Source organism: Rhizobium sp. NLR22b (assembly GCF_019685295.1).
Classification (GTDB): Bacteria; Pseudomonadota; Alphaproteobacteria; order Rhizobiales; family Rhizobiaceae; genus Rhizobium.
The window spans coordinates 112,769-130,024 of record NZ_JABDWM010000006.1; the positions used below are offsets into that span (position 1 = coordinate 112,769).

Annotated in this window: 17 protein-coding genes; 8 read left to right on the plus strand and 9 right to left on the minus strand. The window is 59.6% G+C overall.

Annotated features, from left to right (window positions below):
• Positions 1-55 precede the first annotated feature (55 nt).
• Entirely contained in the window at positions 56-745 is a 690-nt protein-coding gene (locus HJC00_RS11900; RefSeq protein ID WP_221164073.1) for a hydrolase, read from the minus strand.
• Positions 746-1,063: 318 nt separating this feature from the next.
• Positions 1,064-1,996 (minus strand): VOC family protein, encoded by a 933-nt coding sequence (locus HJC00_RS11905; protein WP_210632024.1) that lies wholly within the window; start codon positions 1,994-1,996, stop codon positions 1,064-1,066.
• Positions 1,997-2,109: 113 nt separating this feature from the next.
• Here HJC00_RS11905 and HJC00_RS11910 point away from each other — a divergent pair, with 113 nt between their 5' ends.
• A complete protein-coding gene (locus HJC00_RS11910; RefSeq protein ID WP_221164074.1) occupies positions 2,110-3,009 on the plus strand; it encodes a LysR family transcriptional regulator in 900 nt (299 codons plus the stop codon).
• Between the two features lie 49 nt (positions 3,010-3,058).
• On the opposite strand, the gene HJC00_RS11915 is transcribed toward HJC00_RS11910, so the two are convergent.
• The 3 genes from HJC00_RS11915 to HJC00_RS11925 all read right to left on the minus strand — a co-directional run bounded on the left by HJC00_RS11915 (position 3,059) and on the right by HJC00_RS11925 (position 5,897).
• A complete protein-coding gene (locus tag HJC00_RS11915) occupies positions 3,059-3,787 on the minus strand; it encodes a gamma-glutamylcyclotransferase (RefSeq protein WP_221147163.1) in 729 nt (242 codons plus the stop codon).
• A gap of 176 nt (positions 3,788-3,963) precedes the next feature.
• Positions 3,964-4,800, minus strand: a complete 837-nt coding sequence (locus HJC00_RS11920; RefSeq protein ID WP_311044172.1) for an alpha/beta hydrolase — start codon at positions 4,798-4,800, stop codon at positions 3,964-3,966.
• A gap of 692 nt (positions 4,801-5,492) precedes the next feature.
• Complete coding sequence (locus tag HJC00_RS11925; RefSeq protein ID WP_210632026.1) at positions 5,493-5,897, minus strand: hypothetical protein; 405 nt, start codon at positions 5,895-5,897, stop codon at positions 5,493-5,495.
• Positions 5,898-6,194: 297 nt separating this feature from the next.
• Between HJC00_RS11925 and HJC00_RS11930 the strand changes: the two genes are divergently transcribed.
• The 7 genes from HJC00_RS11930 (at position 6,195) to HJC00_RS11960 (ending at position 11,502) form a co-directional block, all read left to right on the plus strand.
• Entirely contained in the window at positions 6,195-7,088 is an 894-nt protein-coding gene (locus HJC00_RS11930) for an alpha/beta fold hydrolase (RefSeq protein ID WP_221164076.1), read from the plus strand.
• A gap of 121 nt (positions 7,089-7,209) precedes the next feature.
• Positions 7,210-8,307, plus strand: coding sequence for a PHB depolymerase family esterase (locus tag HJC00_RS11935; RefSeq protein ID WP_221147046.1), 1,098 nt, complete (start codon positions 7,210-7,212; stop codon positions 8,305-8,307).
• A 331-nt stretch (positions 8,308-8,638) separates the two neighbouring features.
• On the plus strand, positions 8,639-9,076 hold the full coding sequence (locus HJC00_RS11940; protein ID WP_210632029.1) for a curlin: 438 nt from the start codon (positions 8,639-8,641) through the stop codon (positions 9,074-9,076).
• Between the two features lie 62 nt (positions 9,077-9,138).
• Positions 9,139-9,537 carry a curli-like amyloid fiber formation chaperone CsgH gene (gene csgH, locus HJC00_RS11945; RefSeq protein WP_221164077.1) on the plus strand — a complete coding sequence of 133 codons (399 nt, stop codon included), beginning with the start codon at positions 9,139-9,141 and terminating at the stop codon, positions 9,535-9,537.
• A 168-nt stretch (positions 9,538-9,705) separates the two neighbouring features.
• A complete protein-coding gene (locus HJC00_RS11950) occupies positions 9,706-10,119 on the plus strand; it encodes a curlin (protein WP_176536326.1) in 414 nt (137 codons plus the stop codon).
• A 273-nt stretch (positions 10,120-10,392) separates the two neighbouring features.
• Complete coding sequence (locus HJC00_RS11955) at positions 10,393-10,986, plus strand: ankyrin repeat domain-containing protein (protein WP_221164078.1); 594 nt, start codon at positions 10,393-10,395, stop codon at positions 10,984-10,986.
• A gap of 12 nt (positions 10,987-10,998) precedes the next feature.
• On the plus strand, positions 10,999-11,502 hold the full coding sequence (locus tag HJC00_RS11960; protein ID WP_097600140.1) for a YHS domain-containing (seleno)protein: 504 nt from the start codon (positions 10,999-11,001) through the stop codon (positions 11,500-11,502).
• A gap of 15 nt (positions 11,503-11,517) precedes the next feature.
• On the opposite strand, the gene HJC00_RS11965 is transcribed toward HJC00_RS11960, so the two are convergent.
• The 4 genes from HJC00_RS11965 to HJC00_RS11980 all read right to left on the minus strand — a co-directional run bounded on the left by HJC00_RS11965 (position 11,518) and on the right by HJC00_RS11980 (position 17,026).
• Positions 11,518-13,680: an adenylate/guanylate cyclase domain-containing protein gene (locus HJC00_RS11965; RefSeq protein WP_221164079.1), complete on the minus strand. Its 2,163-nt coding sequence runs from the start codon at positions 13,678-13,680 to the stop codon at positions 11,518-11,520.
• Between the two features lie 318 nt (positions 13,681-13,998).
• Positions 13,999-15,033: an L-idonate 5-dehydrogenase gene (locus HJC00_RS11970; protein WP_221139242.1), complete on the minus strand. Its 1,035-nt coding sequence runs from the start codon at positions 15,031-15,033 to the stop codon at positions 13,999-14,001.
• Between the two features lie 9 nt (positions 15,034-15,042).
• Positions 15,043-16,449, minus strand: coding sequence for a TRAP transporter large permease (locus HJC00_RS11975; protein WP_221139243.1), 1,407 nt, complete (start codon positions 16,447-16,449; stop codon positions 15,043-15,045).
• A 4-nt stretch (positions 16,450-16,453) separates the two neighbouring features.
• Positions 16,454-17,026 carry a TRAP transporter small permease gene (locus HJC00_RS11980; protein ID WP_097601694.1) on the minus strand — a complete coding sequence of 191 codons (573 nt, stop codon included), beginning with the start codon at positions 17,024-17,026 and terminating at the stop codon, positions 16,454-16,456.
• Between the last annotated feature and the right edge of the window lie 230 nt (positions 17,027-17,256).

Below are 17,256 nucleotides of genomic sequence, written 5' to 3' on the forward strand. Positions count from 1 at the left end.
CCGATTGCGGAAAGGACCGCTCCGATGGGGTGATCGGAGCGGTCTGATCAGACTGTTACTTTGCGGGATTCGGACCGATGCGCTTGCCGTGCTTGACGCGTTCTTCTGCGCCATGAACCATCGTGTAGGCGTAGTCGATGCCCATTCCGTACGCGCCCGAATGCTCCTTAACGAGGGCTGTGACCGCATCGTAGGTCTCCTTGCGGGCCCAGTCGCGCTGCCACTCGAGCAGGACCTGCTGCCAGGTGACCGGAATCACGCCGGCCTGCACCATCCGGTCCATCGCGTATTTGTGCGCGCCGGCTGAAGTGCCGCCGGAAGCATCCGCAACCATGTAGATCTCGTATTCCGGGACATCATGGAGGGCCGAAAGCGCGAACGTCGTGTTGCAGACTTCGGTCCACAGACCGGAGACGACGATCTTCTTGCGGTCCTCGGCGGCGTTCTTCGCCAGCGCCTCGCGGACGTTCTGGTCATCCCAGGAGTTCATCGAGGTGCGTTCGAGAAGGTCGTTCTCCGGGAAGACAGCAAGCAGTTCCGGATACGTGTTGCCCGAGAAGGATTGCGTCTCGACCGTCGTGATCGTGGTCGGGATGTTGAAGATCTTGGCGGCCTTGGCGAGGCCGACGACATTGTTCTTCAGCGTCTGACGATCGATCGATTGGACCCCGAATGCCATCTGCGGCTGCTGGTCAATAAAGATGAGCTGGCTGTTTGCGGGGGTCAGGACTTCGAGCTTGGACATGGTCACTTCCTCTTCCGTTGTTTGGACCGCCTGTTGCGGAGTTATTAAATGGGCAGCAGCAATCGATCGGCCGCCGTGCGACGTTCGTTCTGCAATCCTTGAAGTGTTGCTGGATCCTTATCGGAGCCGCTCACTCGTTGTCTTGGCTGCTGGAAAGACACTTACCGCGCGGATGGTGCACAAGGAATTGCAATAAGAATTGCTATTGAATTGCGACTTCTGCAACAATCGCGAACGCCAGTGCTGCTGAAATGGAAAGCGCCGCGGCCCTTTCGGAACGCGGCGGTCTTTATCGCGGTTTTGTCTGGAGATTGCTGCTCATGCCGTCAGCGGCACAAGGTTGGACTGGATCTCATCGCGGTAGTCCTCGTATCGGCTCGGGAGCTTGAGCGCCTCCCCGAGGTGCGCCGTGTCCTCGTCCCGGTTGAAGCCAGGCTCGTTCGTGGCGACTTCGAACAGTATCCCGCCCGGCGTGCGGAAGTAGATCGCCCAGAAATAGTCGCGGTCGATGACGGGCGTCACCTGATAGCCTGTATCCATGAGAGCTTTGCGCACTTCGAGCTGCTTCTCGCGGTTTTCGACGGCGAACGCGATGTGGTGCACCGAACCTGCGCCCGGACGCGCAAAAGGCGTCTTCGGCAACGCTGCCAGATCGATCGTGTCCGCCCCATTGCCGTCGGGGATATTGAAGCGGGTCACGTCGCCCTCTTTGTCAGCGCGCTGGTAGCCCATGAAGCCGAGCAGTTCTTCGGTCGCAGCGGTGTCGTGCAGACTGAATCTTGCGCCGGCGAAACCGCGAATTGCCGCATCGTCGGGAATTCCATCGGCAACCCAGGGTGCCCGCTTGTCGTCGGAGGATTCAATGAGAGCAAGGGCGTCGCCGTCCGGGCCCATGAAGCGAAGCCGGTTGGCGCCAAACACGGTGTCGAGTTCCAGTCCGTCCACGCCCTGCGCGGTGAAGCGGTCCTGCCAGAACTTCAGCGAACCCTTCGGCACTGAGAACTGTGTTTCGCCAACTTCGCCGACACCCGGGCGGCCGAGCATCATGTTCGGAAACGGGAAGTAGGTCATCACTGTCCCGGCCGACCCCGTCTCGTCACCGTAGTAGAGGTGATAGACGCTGGGGTCATCGAAGTTGACCGTCTGCTTCACGCGGCGCAGACCAAGCGTATCGGTGAAGAAGCGATTGTTCTGCCGCGCGTCCGATGCCATCGAAGTCACGTGGTGTAATCCCTTGATGTCCTTAATCATGAAGATGCCTTTCAGTGGGCATTGAAATTGTTCATCTGAAAACTACGCCCGTTGATCGCCATCGGGTATTGCAATATTCCTCTCGAGTGAATTGCAAATCCTGAAACAATGACATGAACGATTACAAAGCCCTTAGAACCTTCCTGCTCGCCGCCGACAAGCGAAATTTCGCCCAGGTCGCCCGCGAGTTGGACATGACGCCGGCGGCCGTCACACGCGCGATCGCCGCACTCGAGGCGGAACTTGGCGTGCAGCTTTTCGTGCGCACGACAAGGCAAGTCTCGCTGACGACTGACGGCGCAATCTTCGCCGCGCAGATCCAGCCAGCGGTGAAGACGCTGGAAGAAGCGCGCCGCGAAGTTATGAACGCACACAAGGCTGACGAAGGGCGGCTGCGGATCAGCGCGCCGACGTGGTTCGGCAAGACCGTGCTGCCGCCGATCCTGTCAGGTTTCAAGGAACGCTATCCGAAGATGAGCTTTGAGATCTCCTTGTCCGACGGTTTGGTGAATATCGTCGATGACGATTACGATCTGGCGATCCGCATCTCATCACAGCCTTCGGACAAGTACACGATCTGGAGAAAAATCAGGGTAGTGCCGCGTATCCTGGTCGCGGCCCCGGGGAGCCGTTTCGCCGATATGCAACATCCCAACGAACTAAAGCCAGACGACTGCCTCGCCTATAGTGGCGAAAGCCGGCGCGAGAACTGGCTATTGTCCGACGGTGGCTCAAGCATCACGATCTCGGCGGGTCGGGCCTTCAGCGCCAACAGTGGCGAGGTACTGGCCGACATGGCCGCCGACGGTGCAGGTGTCGCACTGCTGCCAGGATTCAACATCGCCGATCACATCAGGAGCGGTCGTCTCGTCCACGTCTTCAAGGGATGGGCGCCGCCTGACCTGTGGCTGACGCTGTTTTACCCGCCGTACCAAGCGCTTCCACCACGCATCGCTTCATTCTCGAAATTCTTCGAAGAGCAAGTCGCGGCGCAGATGGTCATGCTGGATTGACGTACACCGCCGCGCATCATCACGGATCCTCAGGAGACTTACACCTTCCTCAGATCGAGCCGCCCTGTGAAAGCGCCCTTAGTCTCGCGGCGACGATTTGCTGTAGCTGCCACAGGTTTCGATCGAAGATGTTCCGGTCCGCCAGATCCAAGACCGTCCGATGCAGGTATTCCGCGCAGGATCCCGCCGGTCCGCATGCCTGAGCGATCAACACTGCGGCGTCATCGAGCGGTATCTTCTCCGTGAGCCGTGATCGCTTCGTGCTCGCCCAAAATGTGAGCGCGCGGCGTCTACCCGTCGGTGTCTCGACCGAAACCCATCGCACCATGTCGCACACCTCGGCATATCGGATTTCGCGCGCCAGAAGCGTACGCAGATCCTGCCTTTTCGTGGCGCAGGGGAGCTTCAGGACGAGGCCAGAGCAACTCCCTCCCGGCCGAAGCGCCAGCATCAGACCCGGCGCATCGGAGGTGGCCCTTAGGCGTTCTATCCTCAACGAGAACGCACGATGCCACCCGTAGGCAATGGCTTCTTCACTTGTCGCTACTTCGAAGCCCGGGTTCCACATCAAAGACCCATAAGCGAACACCCATATCTCCTCGTCACCAGCCTCCCGCTCCACTCTGCTGACGAGTTCATCGAGTCGCTGACCCGAGATTGGAGTCCATCTAGGCTCTGGGCCCTCGTCCTCGACCGGCTTGACGGTTTTGGCTACGAGGTCCGGGGTCAGTTGCATGGCAACAGGTACCGGTGTCTTGGCGGTGGTTGTTTTTCGCATGGTGGCAATTATTTCAACGAGATAAACGCCGAAGGACCATCGCATCCGGCAGTTCTTGGCTGTCGTCTGATCAATTAACGGGGACTGTCTCTATCGAAGAGGGTAGCGCGCCGAGCGCCTGTGGATCTTTGTGAGGCGACGGGTGCGTGGGAGGCCGCACCCGTCGCCAGGACCGATCAGGCCTGGACGAAGGCCAGCAGGTCGGCGTTCAGCACGTCGGCATTCACGGTCAGCATGCCATGCGAGAAACCCGGGTAGGTCTTCAGCGAACCTTTCTTCAGAAGCTTCCTCGACTTCAGCGCCGAGTCCGCAATCGGAACGATTTGGTCGTCTTCCCCATGCAAGACGAGCGTCGGAACGGTGATTGCCTTCAGGTCCCCCGTCTGGTCGGTTTCGGAGAAGGCCTTGATACCATCGTAATGGGCCTTGGCGCCGCCCATCATGCCCTGACGCCACCAGTTCTGGATCACGCCTTCCTGCACCTTGGCGCCTTCGCGGTTGAAGCCGTAGAACGGCCCGGCCGGAACGTCGCGAAAGAACTGCGCGCGGTTGGCGGCAAGTGCCGAGCGGAAACCGTCGAACACTTCCATCGGCAGGCCTTCGGGATTGGCCTCTGTCTTGAGCATCAGCGGCGGCACGGCCGAAACGAGAACCGCCTTGGCGACGCGGCCGGCAGGTTCGCCGTGCCTGGCCACATAACGGGCGACCTCGCCGCCACCGGTGGAATGACCGATATGGACGACATTCTTCAAGCCGAGCGCCTCGACGACGGCAAAGGCATCGGCTGCGTAATGGTCCATATCGTGACCGTCGGCCACCTGGGCGGATCGGCCATGGCCACGCCGGTCATGGGCGACGACGCGAAAACCTTTCGACAGGAAAAACAGCATCTGCGCATCCCAGTCATCGGACGACAGCGGCCATCCATGGTGGAACATGATCGGCTGGGCATCCTTAGAGCCCCAATCCTTGTAGAAGATTTCGACGCCGTCTTTGGTGGTTACATATGGCATGTTCTTGGATCCTTCGATTGGGTTGATGGTAGGCGCCGCATTGGCTGCGAAACTGAGAGAGGGTGAAATTGCCATGGCTGCTGCAGCGGCGCCAATGGACAACAGCGCGTCGCGGCGGGTCATGGAATGGCGAGGTTGGGTCATCTTCGTCCTGCGATTTCGTTATTGAAAACTTCAGCTAACTTGTGTTCGTCTGACGGGGGTAATATTGCCGTCACATCCTCACATCCACAATTGCGGGAATAATTGCGAGTTTATTGCGTCGCGTGAAATAATGGGAGTTCTGGCCCGGGCCTGACGTGCTCCTGTCGTGAGGCCATCTGTTTTTCCTGAAGCAGGCGGCGGACGGCATACAAGATGAGCCCGGTGCCAAAAGCGTCACCGTGGCTCACTTCCGATCGAACGGATCGCAGCCTGCCAGCAGACGCGAACGCGTTCATATCCTGGCGATCGGATTGCTAAACGGGCCTCAGAGCATTCTAGGAGATCTCCGCCCTCGCGGAGCCGATGTGACAGCGATCGGCTGAATCCAAGACGTCGCAGCCTGGCACGATCCGCATTTGGCCGCGTCGAGCAACGGTTGCCAAGCCAGGCTCGAAGCTCCCGGTCATTCTCAATGCAAAAGCAGGAGACGCGCGAGGAAAATTCGAACATGCAACTGGCAACCGAGATAGTCGCTCATCCCGATTGGATCAGCTCGCCCGGGAGACGCCGGCCGGCCTCGAAACCTCGCTGCCCGAGAAGATGATGACGGCGAACATCAGCACGCCGGCGAAGGCGATGAGCGAGGAAATGGCGACAATCGGTTCCACCGCCGTGTTTCCGGAAAGCATCAGATAAAGGGACGGGATCAGCACCGCGACACCGAAGGTGTAGACGACGTACTGGATCATCGCCAGGCGCTTCTCGGCCTTGTGTGGGTTGAGCGCGTGGTAAACGCCGAAGAGCGCCATGGTGACCCAGCCGAGCAGGTTGGCGTGGGCATGGGCCCCGGTCGGTGCGTGATTACCTGAGATCGACATGTGAAGGCCGATCGAGATGCCAGCGATCAGAAAAATGATGGCGGTCTTGAAGTAAAGATTTGCGATGCGTGGCATTGTTTTTCCCCTCTGTAGCCGACGAAACCTAGCATGTTTTCAAGCTTCTGAGAACGAGCGCATTAGAGATCTTTGGAGCGCCAGCCCGTTGCCGAGTTACAGTAGAAATAATGCCGGGAAGCGAGGCGACATTGGACGACATTGCCGGCGGGTGAAGCGGGTTAACCCCGGATGACAGCTGTCAGTGGAACTTGTTACGGCGGCTTGCCCGCAGGCACGCTCCGGCTGGAACAGGTTGGTTGAACTAAGCCACAAGCGTCGCGGAACCGAGAACCAACCGCGGGCGTTTGTTGGATCATGTTGAAGCAGCAGGCATTTCGCCCCCGGATCGGCACGATTTACCAGATTGACAAGCAGCAGGTGCATGTTCTGGAGAGCGGCGACATGAACGCAAGACCGGTCCTTGTCCTCCATGGCTGCGGGAGCCTGGGTGAAGAGGTTCTGCTTCCGTTCGCTCAGAGCCCGTTCCGAATGGTGGCCCCCGATCGTCCGGGCTACGGTTTCAGCAGCCCTCTTCCTCTCGCTGAACGAGGACCGGTAGGCCAATCCTTTTGGCTTGAGCGCCTGATCGATGCAATGGACCTGCATTGCGTCTCGATCGTAGCCCACTCCATCGGCAGCGCACCGGCACTTCATCTGGCCGCGCGCCGGCCGGAACTGGTGAACGGATTGCTGCTGATTTCGCCGTGCTGCAGGCCCGTCCCACCAAAACCGCTGCTCATCCTCCGGGCGGCCGTTGCCCCGATGGTGGGATCCCTGATCCGTCAGCACGTAATCAGCCGATGGGCAGCGTTTTTTCTCGAGCGTGGTCTGCGGTCGTCATCCTGTCCAAACACGTTACCTCCCCAGCTATCGGTGTTGCCGGCCGCTCATATGGTCAATCCGGGCGCAATTGAAACAATGGCTAACGAGCTGCGGGCCTTCAACAAAGACATGGAACTTCTGCCGCAGCTGCCCGGCAATCTTCCATTGCACGTCCTGTTCGGTTCGGAGGATCGCATAGTTCAGCCGGCCTGGCATATCGATGGCCTTCGGCAGAAGCATCCGGGGCCGACGATCAGGGTGATCGAGGGCGTCGGCCACCTTCCGCATCATGTTGTGCCAGCCGTAGCCCGACAGATGCTGAGCGACTTTGCGAGGGAGCGAGTACGGCAATCTTCTAAGCGGCAGCATTTGGCTGGTGTCCCGTGAGTGGGCCCTTGAATGATCGCCTACGGTTTGCTGCGCCGCGAAATTATTTTGCATCGCAGCAACTTTTCGCCATCACGTTGGTTAGAGTCGAGCTTCGTGCCTGAAACGCGAAGGAAACGACATGAAAATCCAGCGTTCACAATCTCGCCGTCTGAACGAACTTCGCAACTTCGGAAACAACCCCGGCAATCTCAAAGCTTTCACATACCAACCGCGCAATCCCCTTCCCCTTGCACCGTTGGTCGTCGTCCTTCATGGCTGCACGCAAAATGCCGATGGGTACGACAGGGGCTCCGGCTGGTCTCGGCTTGCCGACGAAGAAGGTTTTCTGCTGCTTTATCCCGAGCAGCAACGCGCAAACAACCAGAACCTTTGCTTCAACTGGTTCCAGCCTGAAGACACCCGGCGAGGTACTGGGGAGGCTCTGTCGATTTACCAGATGATCATCGCAATGGTCGCCGCAGGTCAAATCGACCCCGCCAAGATATTTGTCACCGGGCTGTCCGCCGGCGGTGCGATGAGTGCCGTCATGCTGGCGACCTATCCCGAGATCTTTGCCGGTGGCGCCGTCATCGGCGGATTGCCCTACGGCTGCGCAGCGACGGTGACCGCCGCCTTCGAACAGATGCAGGGAAAGAGGGTATCGCCGCCCGATGAGCTGAAGCGAGTTGTTCGAAACGCATCCGAACACGACGGCCCTTGGCCCACTTTGTCGGTCTGGCACGGCACTCATGATCACACTGTCAAGCCGCGCAACGGCGATCAGATCGTCGAGCAGTGGCGACGGATCCATGCACTTCAGAAGGCGCCGGCCATAAAGAATGTCAACGGTAACAAGCGCAAGATATGGGTGGATTCGGCAGGTCGCGAGGTGCTCGAGCAATTCGAGATCGCCGGCATGGCGCATGGCGTGCCGCTCGCGACGCGTGGTGAACGTGGCCTCGGCGTCGAAGGGCCGTTCATGCTCGAGACCGGCATATCGTCAACAAGGGAAATCGCCCGTTTCTGGCAGATTCTGCAACATGACGGCAGAGATGAGGTCGAGTCGCTCCGGGTTCACAATAGCGGCGGCGGCTTCGATGGGGAAATCATCCTGCCAGGGGCAGTCGTCGAGGTAAGGTCTCCTTCCGGCAAAGAAGGCCCCGAAAGCCAGCCAAACTCAAGTTCGATAGCGCGCACCATTTACAATGCACTCAGAGCCGCGGGTCTTGTTCGATGACTTTACGAGGATCCCGTCCCGGTCTGAGGGGAGGGAACCAACCGCACCGAGTGTGTGGTGATCAACAAAACGGATAGGGCGCACCAGCTCTCTTCGGCCACGGCGTCGGTCGGAGCCTTGAAGTGCTAGACTAAGCGCATTTGCTCGGGCGCGCAAAAAATGGCCATCGGAAAACCACGAGGGGTATCGATTTGAACAAGGTCATCTGGAGGAGGGCGCCGATCTCCGCGAATGAACCCCGACTGAATGGTGCCTTCAGCTTTCGTTCCGAAGGGAGCGTCTAGAAGAAAGACGTTCAACCGCGGTCTTATCCGCCTGAGGAGACATATTCATGATCCGCACGTCTATCATTGCAACCGCACTCGTCGCTCTCGTCGGCATTACCGCCGCCGGCCCCGCCATGGCCAATGATGTTCGTATCGAACAATATGGCTGGTCTAACTCTGCCGGCGGGGCACAGGAAGGATACGAAAACCGGATCAGAACCTACCAGAACGGTGGCTACAACCGGATTCTCGGCCGTCAATATGGTCATCGAAATCTTTCAGCTGTCGGTCAGGAAGGCAACGACAACTATGGCGCCACCTATCAGCGTGGCAACCGCAACGTAGCGGGAATTGGCCAATTCGGCTCCAGCCATACGACCATCCTTACCCAGGACGGTAATGGCAACATCGCGGCCGGCGTCCAGGTCGGCCACGGTTGCAGCGCCAATGTCAGCCAGGGCGGCAACGGCAATGTCGCGGCCTTCGTCCAGGCCTGCCCGTAGGCGGCTGCAAATGCGGTGAAACAGGTCAAGATCGCAACAGCAGACCATCAGAGGAAACGACCATGCCAAATAGCATCCAACATCCGCGCCGCGCGATGACGATTCTCGCGCTGGTCCTGCTTCCCGTCGGCGCGGTTTCCGCCATGACGAAAGCCAACCAATCTGACCGGGTGCAGCTTTGCGAAATCAAAGCAACCCCGGGGGCAGGTATGGTGAGACTGGACGCGCTCGTCCACGCCGACAAGCATGTCGGCGGGACTTACACCTTCCATGTCGAAAAAGTGGGAGGCGGCGGAAGCTCCACGATCAACCAGAGTGGCGATTTTGATGCAGTCGAGGGACATGCGGCAATCCTTGGTTCGGTCTCGCTCGACTCGAAAGGAGCCAAATACAAAGCCACGCTGGACGTCGTCGTCGGGGATGAGAGTTTCAGCTGCGTGAAGCAGATCGGCGGCAACTAATCGGCCTCCACATTCTCCAGTTTTCCTAAAGGGCGCCGTTTCCGGCGTCCTTTTGCTTCTACCGGGCCGAAGCGACTGAACGACAACTGAACGGGCGATTCCGACTGGGTTCAGCTGCAAGATGTGAAAGTTGATCATCGGCTGAGGCAGCCGCAAATGGAGATCAGAATGACCCGCAACCTGTTTAAGATCCTTGCCGTCACCCTTCTTGCTGGGAACCTCGGCCAAGTAGCCTTGTCTGCGCCAGCCTATGCCGGCGGCCGGATCTCATTCAACCTCGCACCGGACAATGCGCGGGATGCCGGACTTTTTTCAACCGGGTTGCGCGTCTATTCGCTCTACCGCGGTCTGAAAGACGCTGACATCAGGCAGCTGGGTCGGGGTAACGCGGCTGGTATCGCTCAGGCTGGCCGCGGCAACCTCGGCTTTGTCAGGCAACGGGGCAATGGTCATTCCGCGACGTTGCGGCAGAACGGCAACAACAATGCCTATGGCATTTTCCAGTATGGGCGAAATACTGAAACCGACGTGGTGCAAGATGGGGATAACGGCAGTGGCGCTACCTTCAGCTATGGCTGGTAAGGCAGTTCACAAGCCGGGCAGTGGCTCTGCGGTTGCTCGCGTCCACATTTTAAAGCGAATACCCCCACATTGACGCACCAATGTGACACCATTTGCTGAACGCACTGGCTATAGATCGGGAAATTTCCCGCCTAGTTAGTGCTGACCTGGAAGAGGCGGAAATTTCCTTCTTCATCGCCCCAACGATAAGCGTCGTCAGGGCGGCCGCCGCAGGTGCTAGTAGCCGAAGTGCCGACGGCGTGCTATGCTGCGGGAAATCTCCAAGGTGAAGCCATGCGCCGGTTCCTTACATCGGTAGCGTTGTTTTTGTCTGCGACAGTGGCGGCCGCGGATGATCCCTTGTTCGACGCCGTTTCAGCGGGCAACACCGCCGCCGTGGAACAGCTTCTGGCTTCGGGGGCCGATGTCAACCGCCGCACTCGGGACCAGGCGACCCCGCTCATCACCGCCGCCCTTAAAAATCAGCTTGCCGTCGCCGAGTTGTTGATAGGCAGGAATGCCGACGTTATGGCGAGGAATTCAGGCGGCTTCACACCCCTTCACGCCGCGGCATTTTCCGGTAACGTACCGATTACCAAGCTGCTTCTGGAGCGCGGAGCAATTCTCGACGATGCATCCAACAAGGCGGGCGTTACGCCGCTCATGGTTGCGGGCGAAGAGAACCACGTCCTCCTCGCAGAATTTTTGCTCGACCAGGGGGCTGACGTCACCCACGCCGAGGTTCACGGCTACGCGCCGATAACGAGGGCCATGTGGAAAGGCAATTTCGATATCGTGCGCCTCTTCAAGCGCCATGGCGTGGCATGTCCTCCGGCCAGCGTCCTGGGTGAGGGAAATTACGCTAAATGCGTGGAAATCCACGAATAACAGGAGGCGAAGATGCACGTTGGATACGGGAAATACTGCATTGGTCGCTGTTTGGTAACGATCGGTCTGGCTGTCGCAGGCACTGTCGGTGGATCGCCGGCCATAGCCGACGATTCGGTAAATACGGGCTACTTCGGCGGTGTCGCCATCATGGGGTACGATACCGTCGCCTACTTTACCGAAGGCAAAGCGACGAAAGGCTCGGAAAAAATCTCCTACGAATGGATGGGGACGCCATGGCATTTCGCCAATGCCAAACATCGGGAGATGTTCATGAGCGAACCGCTTAAATACGCGCCCCAGTACGGCGGCTACTGCACGGGCGAGGTGAGTGGCGGGTCCGTCACGGTCAACATCGATCCGGAAGCCTTCAAGATTGTCGAAGGCAAGCTTTACCTGATGTATGACAAGGCTGATGCGGAGGACTTTGCCGCGCATCCGGCGGACACTGTGGCCCGGGCCGACGCCAAATGGCCGAAGGTCGCGGCCGATCTCGAACGGGATCAGTATCACTGACGGACTGGCAAGCGCCTATTGGGCAGGTGAAAAATAAAAGACCTTGGTCGAATTTACGTAAGCATAGCTGGTTTCGCCGGCAAGGTTTACGTGTCTATAGACCGGACCGCAATCGGCTCGACCAAATGCGTTTTCACTTTGCTCGCAAAGCAGGTTACCTTTGACAGAAATTTTCTCGGTCATCATCTGGGACGCCGAGCGGAATGCGGCCTTTCCGTCCAGTTGGACTTGCATCAGCGCAGGGCTTTCGGACGGCTCGGTCTTTCCCTGCAGAAGCTTGCCCATGACGGTGGCGGCGATCTCGGCACCCTGCAACCGATTTTGCTCGTCCCCCTGGAAGCCAAACGGCCATTCCGGCAGCCCCGCCTCGCGTAGCGCGTCCAGCATAAATGCCAAATCCTGGTCCCTGAAATGGGCATTGCCGAGCCGCCATGACGCGAGGCAGTCACGCCCCCCCATAAGACGTTGGGCCTCGGCGACAGTCGCTCGAGCCTCATCAATGCGACCGACGCGGACATAGGCCATGGCGAGAGGGGTAACGAACTCGCCGTTCCCCTGGGAGCCATAGCCTGCGCGTTTGAAACTGTCTATCGCCCTCTCGTAGTCTCGTTGCAGATAAAAAACTATACCCGCCGTATACCGGTCGACAGCGGACGGGTTCGGATCGAACCTGAGCGCCTTATCGACCGCCGCAGTAGCGTCGGCGTGGTTGCCCGTTACCGATTGAACATATGCGGCCGCCATATGGGCCTCGGCGTCGGCGGGCCCAAGTGACACGGCCTTCTGTGCCGAGGCGATCGCCTGGTCATAACGTCGGTCCACGACCTGCATGATAGCGAGGACTGCATATGGCGACGGTAGTTCAGGATCGAGGGCGAGTGCTCGACTTGCCTTATCGTAGGCTCTTTTTCGCGCCAGGGCACTCTGGAGGACGTCGTCATATGCGCTTCGCCAGACAAAGGCCGTCGCATGCGCATCGGATGCGAATGCTTCAGCAAAGCCGTTGTCGAGTTCCTCGGCCTTGTCATAAAGCGCCAATGCCTCCAGCATCCGAGAACGACGTCCGGTACGGGCCGCCTGCTCGGCACGCAGATAATAATCATAAGCTTCGAGATTGGCGGTCGGCGGACGGGCAATTCGCTCTGCCTCGGAGGGGGTGAGTTCCAGACCGAGCGCATCGGCGATCTGGCGGCTCATCGAATCCTGGACAGCAAACACGTCCGCCCCGCTGCGATCAAACCGATTGGCCCACAGATGATCGCCGCTTACAGTGTCAACCAGTTGCGCGTTGACACGCATCAGGTCGCCCATTCGCTGCACACTGCCCTCCACGACAAAGCGCACGCCGAGATCGCGACGAATGTCTGCCAGCAAGTGGGGCTTATCCTTGTAGGCGAAGATGGAATTCTGGGAAATGACATCAAGTTTCGACAACCTGGTGAGATCGGTAATCAGGTTGTCGGTAATGCCATCGGCGAAGTAATCCTGGGTTTGGTCACTCAAGTTGGCGAAGGGTAGCACTGCGATCGATGCGCGTTGTTTATGGGGCCATTGCCAAGCGACGACAGCCGCACTGGCAACGATCAACAGTCCTGCGAGCGCCAACAGCGCCACGCCTCGTGACCTTGCCCGACTGGAAATGACGACCGTGCCAGTGTGCCCCGGGCCAAGCAGAACGCGATAGACGCGAACCGGATCCGCTATGTTTTTCAGCCGATGCTCGCCGAGTGCCGAGAAGCCGACGTCAACCTTGTGCGCAACGTGGTCGAATGCGGTCCCAGATATGAAAATTCCGCCAGGCTCGGCAATTCCCTGCAGACGGGCTGCTATGTTGACGCCGTCGCCATATATGTCGTCGCCTTCAACGATAATGTCGCCGAGATTAATCCCGATGCGAAATCGAATGCGCTGCTCCTCGGAAACTCCCTGGTCTCTGCTGGGCATTTTCCGCTGGATTTCGGTCGCACATTGAACCGCATCCACAACGCTGGCAAACTCGACGAGCGCGCCATCACCCATGAGTTTGATGATCCGGCCATGGTGCTCTTCGATGGCGGAATCGACCAGCTCCCGACGGCAGGCCTTCAACCGCTCGAACGTGCCGCTCTCATCCACTCCCATGAGACGACTATAGCCTACCACGTCAGCGGAGAGTATCGCGGCGAGACGCCTATCCATTTCTCTGCCCCACCTTTTCGATACAGGGAGCTGAGCATCTTACCACGACCGAGGAGGCGCTGGCACAGGAGTCCGGTCTTTTCGCTAATTTGGCCCGCGTTCGTGATGCGCCCTGACGAATCGCGAGATAGCTTTTGCAGTTGAGCCGATTCGAACCGACGCCTCACCATTTCGGTTGATTAAAACATCATCTGTTATGGGACATGTTTGCGACAGGACAGGATTTGTATCTTCTTTTGATTGGGATATGACCGCGCAAGCGACTGCCGAGAAGGAATGGTTGAAACACGGTGACAATCTTCGGCGAGTATCACGCGGCTAAAACGTAAGCTGTACCTTACAAGCGGCCGTACGGTCGCCGGCAAGGGTGAAGGCGGCGGCGGCTTCTTCCAAGGGTAGACTGTGGCTGATGATCGACCGGACATCGATCTTGCGGCTTGCGATCAGCCTCGCGGCTGTGGCGAATTCCTCGTGGAACCTCTGCGTGCCGTGGATATGCAGCTCCTTGCTGACAATGGCGTTGAGCGGGACCGGGATCTCGCCCGTGACGCCGACCTGCACGAGGGTGCCGCGCGGTCGGATGGCGGCGATTGCGCTTCGGATCGCGGGTGCGGCGGCCGAGCATTCGAAGACGAGATCGAAATAGCCCTTGCCCGCCTCGAATTTGCCAAGCGCTGCCGCATCCCCGGAAACATTGATCGTGCGGTTGGCGCCCATCGCTTTCGCCCGCTCCAGCGCCGCATCGGCGAGATCGGTCACGACGATCTCGGCCGCACCGTGATGCCGCGCGGCGGCAACCATCAGACAGCCGATCGGGCCGGCGCCGGTGACGAGGGCGCGTTTGCCCGATATCTCGCCGGCGCGCGATGCGGCATGCAGGCAGACGGCAAGCGGCTCGGTGCAGGCCGCTTCCGCGGCCGTCGTCTCGGCTCCCATTTCGAAGCATTTCCGGGCCGGCACCACCAGCCACTCCCGGAACATGCCCTGCTCATGCGGCAGGCGCATCGCGCTGCCCATGAAGCGCATGTCGAGGCAATGGATCGGCAGCCCCGTCACGCAGTATTTGCAATGGCCGCAAGGCTGGCTTGGATTGACTGCGACCAGCGTGCCGGCTTTGAGATCGACCCCCTCGCCCGCTTGGTTCACCCTCCCCGAGGCCTCGTGGCCGGGGATGATCGGCTCGCGCACCCTGACCGGCCCGAAGCCGCCGTCCTGATAATAATGCAGGTCGGAGCCGCAGATGCCCGCGGCCGCCATTTTGAGAAGCACCTCGCCTGGACCGGGAGCTGGAACCGTGTCCATTTCGACCCTGAGATCGCCCTTCTGGTAAAGCCGCGCCAGACGCGTCTGCATCCTATCCTCCTATCTCAACAGTCCGAGCTGCTGCGGCAGCCAGAGCGATACGGCAGGAATGAAGGTGATCAGGATCAGCGCCAGGAACAGCGGCACCAGCCACGGCACGATCGCCATCGTCGTGCGTTCGACTGAAAGCTTCGCGACCCGCGACAGCACGAACAACACCATGCCGAGCGGCGGGTGAAGCAAGCCGATCATCAGGTTCAGCGTCATGATCAGGCCGAACTGAACGGGATCGATGCCGAACTTCGCGACAATCGGCAGAAGGATCGGCACGAGGATGGTGATTGCGGCGATCGTATCGAGGAAGCAGCCGACGAAGAGCATCAGCAGGTTCACCAGGATCAGGAAAACCCATTTATTGTCGGTGATCGACAGGATCGCATCGGAAAGCAGCTGCGCGGCCTGGCTGACCGTCAAGAGCCACGCGAAAACCGAAGCGGCCGTGACGATGAAGAGCACCGACGCCGTCGTTTCGATCGTATCGAAGCTGGCTTTGGCAAGCGTCGAGAGCGTCATCGTGCGGTAGCGTACGAGGCCGAGGAACAGCGACCAGAGCACGGCGGCGACAGCGGCCTCCGTCGGCGTGAACCAGCCCATCGTCATGCCGCCGATCAGGATGACCGGCGTCATCAGCGCCATGACGGCGGAGAAGCCGAAATACCAGTCGAGCGCCAGGAGCACCAGAAGGGCTATACCCGCCGCGGCATTCATCGAGAGACCGGCGCGCATCATCAGATAGATCGCCACAGGCACCATCAGCACCACCAGGATTTCCATGCCGGCCGACAGGAGCTCGCGCACATTGAACGGCGCGTCCGATCCCCAGCGCTTGCGATAGGCGAAGGCGGCGACGGTGACCATCATCAGCAGCGTCATGACGACGCCGGGCAGGATGCCGGCCATGAAGAGGGCGCCAATCGAGACGTTCGCCATCATGCCGTAGATGACGAAGGGCAGCGACGGTGGGAAGATCGGCCCGAGTGTCGCCGAGGCCGCCGTGACACCGACAGCGGCCTCGACGGGATAGCCATGGTCCTTCATCGCCTTGATTTCGATCGTGCCGATGCCGGCCGCATCGGCAAGCGCGGTGCCGGACATGCCGGAGAAGATGACGGAGCCGATGATGTTGACCTGCGCCAGCCCGCCCTTCATCCAGCCGACGAGAGCGACCGCGAAGGAATAGATACGGCCGGTAACGCCGGCGGAATTCATCAGATTGCCGGCCAGGATGAAGAAGGGCACGGCGAGCAGCGGAAAACTCTCGACGCCGGCGATCATGCGCTGGGCGACGATGATGTCTGGCGCCACGCCGTAAAGGACGATGTAAAGCACGGAGGCGACGGCCATCGAGATGGCGACGGGCACGCCGACCAGCATCAGCAGCAGAAACGAGCCAAGAAGCAGCAGCATCGGGTCATCCTTCGACGGATTGAAATTCTTCCGGGCGCTCCAGGACGGAGTAGCCACGGCGCAGATTGGCGATGAAGACGATCACGGCGCGGATCAGCATCAGCACGAAGGCGACGAGAACGGAGTAAAAGACGATGTTGCGCGGCAGGTCGATGGTGACCATCTGTTCGTCGGCGACGATGTCGACGTAACGCCACATCAAATAGCAGCCATAGGCGAAGAAACCGATGCGGACGATATCGACGAAGGTTGCGAGCACGCGCGCCAGCCCTGCCGGCATATAGTGATAGAACACATCCACCTGAATATGCCGCGAGGTGCGCACGCACATGACCGCGCCGAGAAAGACGACGCCGATCAGGCAGTTGATGGCGATTTCCTCGGTCCAGGCATAGCTGTCATTCAGCACATAACGCGTGAAGAACTGCAGGAAGACGCAGCCCGCCATCAGCCAGAAGACGATCAACGTGATCCAGTCCTCGACAGCATAGTCTGCGACATGTGCGGTCGGCGCGTGCCCTTCGAATTCGTGGCCGATTTCCTCGGCCGTGATTGGCGTATGAATTTCTTGCGACATGATCGGCCTTGTTCCGGTTGGAGAAGATGGGCGCGGCGTGTGGCGGCGCGACCTTCATATTGTTGGCAAGCCTTGTGCCGCTGCTGCCCTGTTCGTGCCGAAGGCTGCCCCTCACCCTAACCCTCTTCCCGCCGGCGGGGAGAGGGGACTTGCCCTGCGAGGCGTAAGGGGGAAGCGGAAGGGTGCGGCTTGTCCCTTCTCCCCGCGCGCGGGGAGAAGGTGGCGGCAGC